At 35.6% G+C, this 11850-nt stretch carries 9 protein-coding genes; 5 read left to right on the forward strand and 4 right to left on the reverse strand.

Features of this window, described 5'->3' with window-relative positions; all coding sequences use genetic code 11:
* Positions 1 to 15: 15 nt before the first annotated feature.
* The 3 genes from ACSLUO_RS16065 to ACSLUO_RS16075 all read left to right on the forward strand — a co-directional run bounded on the left by ACSLUO_RS16065 (position 16) and on the right by ACSLUO_RS16075 (position 4874).
* Entirely contained in the window at positions 16 to 687 is a 672-nt protein-coding gene (locus ACSLUO_RS16065; protein WP_448250064.1) for a GntR family transcriptional regulator, read from the forward strand.
* Positions 688 to 855: 168 nt separating this feature from the next.
* The gene (locus ACSLUO_RS16070; protein WP_448250066.1) at positions 856 to 1842 is read left to right on the forward strand and encodes an efflux RND transporter periplasmic adaptor subunit; all 987 of its coding nucleotides are present in this window, start codon (positions 856 to 858) and stop codon (positions 1840 to 1842) included.
* Positions 1843 to 1847: 5 nt separating this feature from the next.
* Complete coding sequence (locus tag ACSLUO_RS16075; RefSeq protein WP_448250068.1) at positions 1848 to 4874, forward strand: efflux RND transporter permease subunit; 3027 nt, start codon at positions 1848 to 1850, stop codon at positions 4872 to 4874.
* Between the two features lie 55 nt (positions 4875 to 4929).
* Here ACSLUO_RS16075 and ACSLUO_RS16080 read toward each other — a convergent pair whose 3' ends face one another.
* Genes ACSLUO_RS16080 through ACSLUO_RS16095 form a run of 4 tightly spaced genes read right to left on the reverse strand, consistent with a single transcriptional unit; the run spans position 4930 to position 7826 of the window.
* On the reverse strand, positions 4930 to 6030 hold the full coding sequence (locus ACSLUO_RS16080; RefSeq protein WP_448250070.1) for a nucleotidyltransferase domain-containing protein: 1101 nt from the start codon (positions 6028 to 6030) through the stop codon (positions 4930 to 4932).
* Positions 6008 to 6901 (reverse strand): HprK-related kinase A, encoded by an 894-nt coding sequence (locus ACSLUO_RS16085; RefSeq protein WP_448250072.1) that lies wholly within the window; start codon positions 6899 to 6901, stop codon positions 6008 to 6010. Before ACSLUO_RS16085 ends, ACSLUO_RS16080 begins: the two co-directional genes overlap by 23 nt.
* Positions 6894 to 7160 (reverse strand): hypothetical protein, encoded by a 267-nt coding sequence (locus ACSLUO_RS16090; protein WP_448250074.1) that lies wholly within the window; start codon positions 7158 to 7160, stop codon positions 6894 to 6896. Before ACSLUO_RS16090 ends, ACSLUO_RS16085 begins: the two co-directional genes overlap by 8 nt.
* Positions 7161 to 7826, reverse strand: a complete 666-nt coding sequence (locus tag ACSLUO_RS16095) for a hypothetical protein (RefSeq protein ID WP_448250076.1) — start codon at positions 7824 to 7826, stop codon at positions 7161 to 7163. It abuts the gene before it with no gap.
* Positions 7827 to 8086: 260 nt separating this feature from the next.
* Here ACSLUO_RS16095 and prsK point away from each other — a divergent pair, with 260 nt between their 5' ends.
* Together prsK and prsR are read left to right on the forward strand one after the other, a co-directional pair.
* Positions 8087 to 10126: an XrtA/PEP-CTERM system histidine kinase PrsK gene (gene prsK, locus ACSLUO_RS16100; protein WP_448250078.1), complete on the forward strand. Its 2040-nt coding sequence runs from the start codon at positions 8087 to 8089 to the stop codon at positions 10124 to 10126.
* Between the two features lie 20 nt (positions 10127 to 10146).
* Positions 10147 to 11496: a PEP-CTERM-box response regulator transcription factor gene (gene prsR / locus ACSLUO_RS16105; protein WP_448250080.1), complete on the forward strand. Its 1350-nt coding sequence runs from the start codon at positions 10147 to 10149 to the stop codon at positions 11494 to 11496.
* Positions 11497 to 11850: the final 354 nt, after the last annotated feature.

Here is an 11850-nt window from a genome sequence, read left to right on the forward strand (position 1 = left end):
CCGTGAACTTTACTTTTGAAGAAAGCTGAACCTACTCCTTTAAGCCTCCGAGCCTACCAAGAGCTGCGTGAAAAAATTCTTAATAATGAATTACGCCCTGGTCGCTATTTCCTTGAACGTGATCTCGTGGAATTATTAGAAGTTAGTCGAACACCATTAAAAGAAGCGTTAGTACGTTTAGAGCAAGACGGTTTACTGACTATTCAACCTCGTCATGGCATACAAGTAACTTCATTATCAGCTAATGATATTGCCGATATTTATCAAATTATTATCAGCCTTGAGGGTGAAGCTGTTGGTACGGTTGCTAGAAAAGGTTTATCGAGTGAACAACGACAACAATTGTGGCATTTCACTATCGAAATGGAACAAGCACTAGCACGAGATGATTTAGAAGCTTGGGCTAAAGCTGATGAGAGTTTTTATCGTCGCTTGCTTGAATTATCAGGGAGCCAGTATTTAACTCAAGCGGTATTACATCACTGGGATTTAAGCCATAGAGCGCGTTATTTAACCTTAAGATTAATTGAAAAACCATTTATCACTATCTCAGAACATCAGGCTTTAATTGAAGCACTTGATACAGGAGATATTGAAACCGCGGTATTATTACATCATCAAAATCGATCGGCAGCAGGTGAAGCGTTAATCAAGCTTATTCAACAATATAGTTTAGACAATTTATAACTTAGATTGAATTAAGTTTGAGCGTTATGATTAACTTTAAAAAATTATAGTGATATTTCCCCTTTAAAGGGACAAAAAACTTGAACTAAAGATTGTACTTTCATGGCAAAGCATCCTAAAGTATTACTATCAATAAAAGTAATTAATTTAATAGCTTAAATCATTCACATGAAATACCTAAAATTCCTCGTCTTAGCATTATTTTGCACTAGTGCGGCTAGTCAAAATTATGAAACCACTCAAGTTGTGGTTGAACCTTTTTCAGATACTATTCAGCGCACGGGTAAATTAGCGTTTAAAAATACCGTGTTATTAACTTTTAAAGCCAATGGTTACTTAGCAAAATTAGCAGTAGATGAAGGTGATGCCTTTAAAAAAGGTCAGTTGTTAGCCTCGTTAGATACCACCGAATTATTAGCCGATAAAAACTCTAAGTATGCTCAATTGTTACAAGCGAAACGAGAATTAACCCGTGCTAAAGAGCTATTAAATAAAAAATTGGGGTCACAACAAGAGTTAGACCTTGCTGAAACTCGCTTGGAAACGTCGCGTTCTGCTTATCAAGTGGCTTTTTATAATTTAGAAAAAGCTGTGATTGAAGCGCCGTTTGATGGCGTAGTATTAAGTCGTCATACTGATTTAGGAGAGTTACAAGCGCCAGGTAAACAAGTGTTACGGGTAGCGTCACTATCTAAAAACTGGGTTGTTAAAGTTGCTTTAACCGGTACTGAAATTAACCAAGTTAAATTACAACAGCTGGTAGATGTCGTGATCGCTGGCAAAGGTCGTTTTCAAGGGCGAGTGGTTAAAATTCCAGCCATTGCTAATACAGATGGTAACTTATTCTTAATCGATGTGTTATTACCTGAGTTAGATTTATCAAGTGGTGTCATTGCAGGCCAGCTAGCCGATGTGAATATTCATTTTTCCTCTGATGAATTTGTTTATCGTTTACCAATAGATGCGCTAATAAGCGTTGATGATAACGGCAAAGCAATTATCCTTACGCAAAATGACAGTGGCAATGGTTTTGAACACCGGTATTTTGATATTCATAAAATTGACAATCAATTTGTCTATTTGTCAGCAAGCTCCCACGAAACCACATTGCAAGTTGTTGTACGTGGTTGGCAACATATTCAAGTAGAAAAATAATTGTTATGCAGTTACCTCGTTTAGCTATTAAAAATGCGCAATTCACCATTACCGTGGTTATTTTAATGGTGTTGGTGGGTATTGTTTCATACTTCACCATGCCACGTTCTGAAGATCCACAATTTGACTTACCGATCACCTTAATTGAAGTGATTTATCCCGGAGCGTCACCACGAGATATTGAAACCTTAGTGGTTGATCCGCTTGAAGAAGAGTTTTCTGATATTGAAAATATCAAAAAAATAGAATCGCAAGTGAAAAATGGTGGCGCGCGCATCAAAGTTGATTTTCATTATGGTGTTGATGCCGAAGTTTCTTACAATAAAATAAAACAAGCGGTCTCAGAAATTGAATCAACCTTACCCGATGGCGTTTTAGAAGTTCTGGTATTAAAAGCAACGCCAAAAGATGTTGCTATCATGCAGTTAGCCTTGTGGAGCGAGCCACTTAACTACAAAGAAATGGAGTTTTACGCTAAACAGCTAGAAAAGCGTATTGAGTCAGTCTCTGGCGTTCGAAAAGCCGATGTTTGGGGCTACCCTATGCAAATTGTTGCGGTGGATATCGACCTTGCATTAATTAAACATTATGGCTTATCGATCACGCATATTAATCAGGTATTACAAGGTCGAGCAGTTAATATAACGCCAGGCTTTGTTGATGCATCAACCCGTCGTTTTAATGTTAAAGCGTCAGGTAACTTCCAAGATATAGAAAGCTTGGCAGAGACCGTGATTGTTTCTAATGATGAATTTGTCTTACGATTAAAAGATGTTGCAAAAGTAAGTTTTGGCGATTTAGAGCCTAACTACCTTGCTTATGCGGATCACAAAGAAGTAATTTTTGTCACCGTAGTACAAAATGAAAATACCAATATTTTTGATTTAACCGAAAGTATTGATAAAGAAATCAATATGTTCAAAAACACGGTACCTGAAGATATTTTTGTTGATACCTTATTTAAACAAGCAGACAGCGTGCATGTTCGGGTTAATGGTTTTTTTAATAATTTATGGCAAGGCTTGATAATTGTCGGTCTGATGTCGTTTTTATTTTTAGGTTTGCGCGAATCAATTGTAGTAATTTCGGCAATTCCACTGTCGTTTCTAATTGCTATTGGCTGGTTAGATATTACCGGTTTTGGTTTACAGCAAATGTCGATTGTCGGGCTGATAATCGCCTTAGGCTTGTTGGTGGATAATGCTATTGTGGTTACAGAAAGTATTCACCGTGAAAAGTCAAAAGTGATCAACTTAACCGAGGCTTCAGCCACCGGTACTAGCAAGGTTGGCTGGGCAATTACTTCCGGAACAATCACTACTATGTTAGCGTTTTTACCTATGTTGATGCTAGCGAGTAGTACCGGTGACTTTATACGCTCAATGCCAGTAACAGTAGTACTAGTTTTACTGGCTTCACTGGTTATAGCATTAACCTTAACGCCGATGCTAGCGAGTAAGTTTTTTACTCAAAAACCATCAAAAATTAAAAGTTTACAAGTATATGTAAATCGGTTTGCTGAAAATATTTATGCACCAGCGCTGAAAAAAATGTTCACTATGCGTTGGTTGGTTATCATTATTGCCGTGCTAACGTTAGCCGGTATGTTTTCTATTTTTAGCCAAGTGGGTGTTAGTTTATTTCCTAAAGCGCAAAAACCTATGTTATTGCTGGATATTGATATGCCGCCCAACAGTTCGTTAGCCAGCACCCAAGCATTAATGCAACGGGTTGCCGATGAACTTGAACAGAATAGTTTAATAGAAAAAATTGCGTTAAATGTTGGTAATGCTAACCCGCGTATTTATTACAACCAAGTACCTAAACGTGGTGTTGCTAAATATGGTCAAATTCTTTTAGTACTAAAAAAGTACGATGAAGATGAAGTTGCTGAGTTTGTAAAAAATACCCGTATCAAATTTTCCAATTGGCCAGAAGCGAATATTACGGTGAGTGAGTTCACACAAGGGCCAGTAACCGATAAACCGATCACTATTCGGGTTATTGGTGAAGACTTAAACGCTATTGAACAAGTAGCCAATGACTTAGCCGACTTTATGCAAAAAGCTGAAGGGATTATTAATATCGATAACCCGATTGGTGAAGCGAATACTGAGTTAGCTTTAGTTATCGATTACGATAAAGCAGGGTTAACTAATGTTGACATTAATACGTTAGATAACACGCTACAAACCGTGTTATCAGGTAAAGCGATAGGTTTATATAACGACGAAAATGGTGAAAACTATCCCATTGTTGTTCGTAAAAATACGCCTGATATTAGCAGTTTGAACGAGATAAATGTCAATAATCGTTTAGGTGAAGCCATTCCGTTAAATCAAATTTTGAAAGCAGAGTTACAAAAAGGTCAGACGGAATTTTTTCATTATCAAAAATTACGTATGGCGAAAGTGTCTGCTGATGCTGATAAAGGCTACTTAATTCAAGAATTAACCGAGCAAGTAATAAAATATTTAGACACTTATAATTTACCTGATGGTGTCTATTATCAGCTTGGTGGTGAAGAAGAGTCACGGCAAGAAAACTTTGCTGGCTTATCAAAAATTATGTTGGTAACGGCACTAGGCATCTTTGCTATTTTAGTTTTGCAATTTAAATCATTTTTACAGCCGATCATCATATTTACCTCAATTCCTTTTGCGATTGCCGGCTCAGGGTTAGGGTTATATTTTATGGATAGCTCGTTCTCAATGATGGCGTTTGTTGGTTTGATCAGCTTGTTTGGTATAGTAGTTAACAACGCGATAATTTTAATTGATACCACTAACCAAAACTTATTTTTTGGTAGCGATAAACTTAATGCGGTAGTTGATGCCAGTGCTACCCGTTTTACTCCTATATTATTAACTACATTAACTACCATAGGTGGCTTATTACCGTTAACTTTATACGGTGGTAGCTTATGGCAACCATTAGGTATAGTGATTATCTCAGGGCTTTGTGTGTCGGCTTTATCAAGCTTTTTGTTAGTACCAGTGTTAACAGAGATATTTACGAGAGAAAGAGAGTAGTTCAGGAAAAGAATAATAAGCCTTTTAATTAGATTAAAAGGCTTATTCAAAAAAGTTAAGGGATCATATTTTCGTTTGGCTCTTTTTCTTTGGTAAAGGTATCTTTTAATGCCATCCAGCTTTTACGTGTTAAATGTGGAATCAATAGCCTTAAAGGCATTCTTAATAAGTGTCCGCGCCAATAGAGTAAAAATATGGCGAACTTGGTCTTCCAAGTATTACAACTACTATGATTTGGTTTGAAAATATTGATAAAGCAAAAATCTTGAACTTGTGCTTGTACCCAGTTTTTAGAGTCTAATTTTAAACTTTTGATATTTCCGGTTGGAGTATCAAAAATCAAATGTGTGTAGCGAAGAGCAAGCCTAATGTACTCCCAGAGGTTTAATTCTTTTGCACGAGTTATTAAATTTATGACAAAATCTTTCTCTCGCTGAGAATAATATCTTATTAATATGTCTAAATCTGATAGATCTCTTAAAGGGTTTGTAAAATCACTCTCAGTGAATAAATGTACAGCGCTATGAATTACTATATCTAAATCAGATAGGCTATAAATATTACCTAGATTTTCAACTGAAGAACATTGAATGTTGAATGCCTCGAAAGGTAAGTGATTCTTATTTGTTAGTGGTAAGATATTGTGATGTAAATCTAGCACTGTTCTACGTTTAGCATGCTGAAGTGGAGGTATCTCATGCATCCATTGTCGGTAGTACTTATCATCATAATCTATTTTTTTTTGTGGAAACCAACCTTGAAAGTAAAGCTCTCTTTCAGCATCTTCAATTTCTGTTTTATTAACAAGAACATCTATATCAGAAAAGCGTCTACCAAAGCATACTGGTAATTCACGTAAGGCATACATGGCTCCTTTTAAAAATATTGGGGTAATATTTTTATTTGAAAGCGCTTGGGTTATTTCAAAAAATTCACGGCGACAACTTATTCTAAGATGTTTAGAAATAGTGTAATCAGATTCTAAATGCCATATAACACTATCAGGTATATACGTAAGTAAATTTTGTTGTTTAAATATGTAGTATAAACGACCTAATAAACCGGAAGACTTTGCTTGAGAAATAACTAATTCCCAATTTTTATTATCTAGATTTTGAACTAATTTGGGTGATTTAATTATTGTGATTATATTCATTGATTAGGCTATTAAAAAAGTTAATTCCATCATCTAGTTGGCTATAAGTTAGCCTCATAGCTTTAGTGTTTCTGACTAAGTTGATAAGAGCATTAAAGCCTAATTCTCCTAATAAGTGATAATTAAAGCTATTTTTTATTAAGTCTATTAATGCTTCATCGGAAGGTATATCTTCGCAGGCTAATGTGGAATTTTTACTATATTTAGGAAAAATTATATGTGTTGCTTTTGCATTTTTATTAATACATTTAATAGAATACTTAGGGGGCTTTAATAAAGCAACATTGCCTTTATGGGTATCATGGGCAATTGAGCTAAATACTGATGTTGGAAAGTGTTCCTTAATTATATCTATAGAGTTATTTTTTAGATTAATGGGTTTAACTACGGGTAAAATTTCACCATTTTTTAAAGAAACTAAGGTAAGCTCGTCGGAAAGGAGCCGCCAGCCACTTAATACGAGTGTGGCGCAGAGAGTGCTTTTACCTGAGCCTGGAGGTGCTGGTAAAATTACACATATACCATCTTTTTCAATAACAGCGGCATGAAAAATTAATAAGTGATGGGCGTGATTAGCAATACACCAATTTAACCCCCACTCGAGCATAGCAAAACCTTGGCTAGCTGGTAATGGCTTAAAGGGTTCTTGCTCATCAAGTAAAAAGCTTACTGTAGGTTTAATATAACGACGAAGAGTATTAGGAGCTTTAATATTTACTTTAAAGTCTATAAAAGAGTTCTTATCAACACGAGGGTGTTCATCATAAATTTTGGAAAAATTTAATGCAACAGATTGGATATTTGTATTGATTTGACAATTAAAAGGACCAATATTTAGGTAACAGGGATCTTTTAGAATATTTTCATTCATTTGTATGTGTATTACTTTCTGCTACAACAATAAACTTTTCTTTTAATAAATTTACCGCATTGATAATGCTAGCATCATTTTCAGATAATATATTGGTTAAATGCTGTAATGATAGAGGCTGAATTCTAATTTTATCAATGATAGAAGAAGCTAGACCGTTTATAACATGAGTATCTGCATTTGACTTATCGTAAATGCAGATTGATTGTTCTAGCGGAGTTATTATTAGATTAGAATTCAGTCTATATTTAAAATCCATTTAGTATTCTTTATCTGCGATGTCATTAAATATAGCAGTATTGTCCGTATTGTAAGCTGTAATTAATTCATCAATGGTATAAGGCCAATCAGCTAAAAATGGAAATAAGTTACTTCCTACTGAAGAGCCAGGTCCGCGATACCAATTGGCGTTATAAGCCATGGTGTTTAATAGTCCTTGAACAAAGCGGCGATGAATACCGTAAGTTCCATTTGTTAAGAGGGTATGAAGTGTTTCTCCGGGGAGATCGTTAGCATCACCTGTTGGCCCCGTTATATCAATAGATTGACCGATAGAGGTAACATAAAGAAAAGAGGTATTATCTTTATTATTTAAGCTAGCTAAAGTGAGGCTTGGACCACCTTCGGATGAACTTAGTGGGCTTGGCCAGTCACTAGGATTGCCATTGAAATTTTTCCAGCCACCAGGACTAAAACCATACCCAATACATTCATCTAAATCCGCTTGGTGCGATAAGTTACCTGATAATTGACCTGATACAGTACATGTATTAGTTCCCCATGCAGGTCTGCTAGCCATTGTAGTGATTAAGGCTGAACCAATAGCCGCTTTTTTGAAAAATTTACGACGTGAACCTGGCTGATTCAATGAAGAATTGTTCTCTGTAGAATTTTGCTCTACTGAATTTAGCTCTTTATTTGACATTTCCTTTAATCCTCAATGAAAAATCTTTTTAATACTGTCAAGATACTTTACAATCTTGCTATAAACTTACATATATCCATAATAACAGCAATATTTATGCCCTGTTTATTTTTATGTTTTTAAACAGTGGTTTATCAAATTCACTTCTACTTTTTCATAATTTTTTATTGAAAAAAAGAAAGTGCTGTAAAATTTTGTAATTACTTAATGTTGATTCTAAAGCTTCAACGTTAATACCTCAATAGGATAAGGAATATTTAATGGCACTTGTCGGAATACTTGGCTACAGCATTTCAAGTTTTGCCTTTCTAATTTTTATCTTGTTATTACTGGCCGCGAGAAATAATACTTTAGCTGGCCGCTTAATGTTATTTGCTAGTATTATCACTATGATGGCTAGCTTTTTTTCAGCGGTTCAACTTCAACAGTTATTTACTTTAAAGTTAGTACTCATTTTTGAAGGGTTTAAGCTATTGCTTTGGCCTATGCTTATTATTAGTACTCGCGATAACATTACTTCATTTCGAGCATTAATTAGAGATAAATACTTTCTTCAATATTTTACTACTTGGCTTACCTTCTCAACACTAACTTGGTATTTGTCTAATCAAATAAACATTAGTTACCAATATTTATTCTTATTCTTTTTAGCCTTTAGCTTATGGCAAATTGTATTATTGGAACAATTGTTTCGTAATGCTTCAAATAAAGCAAAATGGGCTTTGTGGCCCCTGGTAATTGCCTTAGGTACGGCGAGCGTATTTGATTTTGTTATGTACGCTCAGGCGTTTATGGTAAATCAATTGGAATATATGCTATGGAATATCCGGCCTTATATAATGCTGCTTTCAATTCCTTTTCTACTTATCAGCACACGACGAATGAAAGATTGGTCGGTCAACGTATTTGTTTCGCGTAATGTTGTATTTTATAGCTCAATGTTATTGATTGCCGGAGGCTATCTACTGGTAATGGCATTTGCTGGTTACGTACTTAATTTTATTGGTGGCGAGTGGGGTAGTGCGTTAACTGTAACATTTTTAGTGTTAGCAAGTGTTGTCCTTTTCGCCTTAATCATCACAGACACATTAAGGCGTAAAGTTAAAGTATTTATCACTAAAAACTTCTTTGCTAATAAATATGAATATCGAGACGAGTGGCTTGATTTAATTGAAAAAATAGAAACCACCAGTGCCGAAAGTTATTATCAAATGGCAACGCATATCATAATGTCAAAGTTGGAAGTGGAGTCTGGAGCGTTGTTAAAAAAGGTTAACAGTACCAATTTTCAAGTGAAATATACCGAAGGATTAAGTTTTGAGAGTGAGCTTAATCAAGAGCTGCTTAAGTTATCGACATTTTGTCATAAAGTAGGCTGGATTGTTGATATTCAAGAATATATTAAAACGCCGGACATTTACGATGATTTATTAATCGATGTAGACATTTTCCAGAAACAAGAAATAAACAATATTGTCCCTATTTTTATTGGCCGTGCATTTTATGGCATGTTTGTTTTAGCTGGGCGAAAAGAGCGTAAACATCTAAATTGGGAAGATAGAGATTTATTATTTGCTATTTCAAAACAATTAGGCAATTTTATTTCACTGCATGAAGCTAATGATCGAATTGCAGAATCAAAACAATTTGATGCTTTTAATCGTATGTCGGCCTTTTTGGTACATGATTTAAAAAATGTGCAAGCGCAACTGGGCTTAATTACAGATAATGCCGTTAAACATCGTGATAACCCAGCGTTTATTGACGATGTTTTTGAAACTATTGAATCAGCGACTTCTCGTTTAGATAAAATGTTAACGCAATTACGTAATAAACAAGCCGAACAATCAAAAGCTAAAAAGGTTGATATCAGCGAAGTGGTTGATAAAGTAGTAGCACAGTGTAATATCAGAACACCAAAAGTTTTATTAGAAGCTAATCAATCCTGTGTTTTATCAATAGATGATGAAAGTTTTCATTCGGTGTTAAATCATTTAATACAAAATGCGCAAGAAGCAACAGCCGATGACGGCTGGGTGAAAGTGAATGTCAGTTTAACAGAGATTGATGCGGTTATTACTATTAGTGATAATGGCAGTGGCATGAGTGAAGAATTTATTAAAAAACGTTTATTTAAACCCTTTGATACTACCAAAGGTAATGCTGGTATGGGTATTGGTGTATTTGAAGCAAAACAGTTTTTTGAAGGTAATGCCGGCTCATTAGCGTTAGAAAGTATTGAAAATCAAGGGACAGTATTTACTTTGACACTGCCCATTAACCCAAGTTTTGACGGATAAATGAAAGGATCATCATCTGTATGGAAAAGTTATTAATTGTCGATGACGATTTAGGTATTCAAAAACAACTGAAATGGAGTTTATCAGACTACGAGGTTGTTTTAGCGGGCGATAGAGAAAGCGCTATTAGTGCGGTTAGACGGCACGAACCTAAAGTTGTTACATTAGATTTAGGCTTACCACCTGATGAAACGAATGCCTCAGAAGGCTTGGCGTGTTTACAAGAAATTTTAACCATAGCGCCTCATACTAAAGTTATTGTTATCACAGGTAACGACGATCGCACTAATGCCTTAAAAGCGATTGCGGCTGGTGCTTATGACTTTTACCAAAAGCCAATCGAACAAGAAGTAATTGAAGTGATTGTTGCCAGAGCCTTTACTTTAGCGGCAATAGAAGAAGAAAACCGTACGATGCGTTCAGTTGCGGGCAACGACATTGGTATTATCGGCAACAGTGCAGCGATTGATCGTTTACGTACTATGGTTAAACGTATTGCACCAACAGCAATCACAGCTTTATTGTTAGGTGAAAGTGGTACAGGTAAAGAAGTAACCGCTAATGCCGTGCATTTAGCTAGTGATCGTAAGAAAAAACCATTTATTGCGATTAACTGTGCCTCTATTCCTGAAACACTATTAGAAAGTGAATTATTTGGTTTTGAAAAAGGAGCATTTACTGGCGCTCACAAAACCACAAAAGGTAAAATTGAATGTGCCGAAGGTGGTACCCTATTTCTTGATGAAATTGGCGATATGCCATTTAACTTACAAGCAAAATTATTACGCTTTTTACAAGAGAAAAAAATTGAGCGTTTAGGTGGCCGACAAGAAATTGATGTTGATGTTCGGGTGGTTTGTGCAACTAACCAAAATTTAGAAGAAATGGTGGCAGCAAAAACCTTCCGTGAAGATTTATTTTATCGTGTTAGTGAAATTACCTTAAATATTCCACCTTTGCGAGACCGAGACGAAGATGTTGTTATTCTCGCTCAGTACTTCTTACAGCAATATGCAGCAGAATATAAGCGTAACGTTAAAGGCTTTTCTGAAGACGGGCTAAACGCCATTAAGAGCCATAGATGGCCAGGTAATATACGTGAGCTACAAAACAAAGTGAAAAGCTCTGTTATCATGAGTACCGGAATGCAAGTAACGGCTTTTGATTTAGGCTTTTATGATCATGAAAATACCACTTTTGAACTCGATTTAAACTTACGTGTTGTACGTGAACAGGCTGAAAGTTTAGCGATTCAAAAAGCTTATGCGATTTCCGATGGCAATATGTCTAAAACAGCTGAACTATTGGGGATCACAAGGCCAACGCTTTATAGCTTAATTGAAAAATATAGTTTGGCGATAAATACTTGAGCCATAAGCCATAAGCCATAAGCCAGAAGCGGGAAGCTATAAGAAAGAAGCTTTAAGTCATAGGCTGGAAGAGATAAAGCGAGAAGCCAAGCCATAAGCGATAGAGCTAGAAGCTAAAAGCGGCAAGTGATAAAGCTGGAAGGCTAAATTCAGGAAAGAGATTTTAAAAAAGCTCGCTGTATTGATTTTACAGCGAGCTTTTTTATTAGGATGGGGGGCATTTTTTTAGACCCTGTAACACATTTTGTGTAACTGCCAAGTTTAAATAACATCTTTCAAACGGTCTTCGAATTCAATCATAAATCGATTCAAGGCCGTTTTCCAATTTCTTATCGGCATCGTCCATTTTTTCGA

The sequence above is a fragment of the Thalassotalea agariperforans genome, assembly GCF_053470345.1.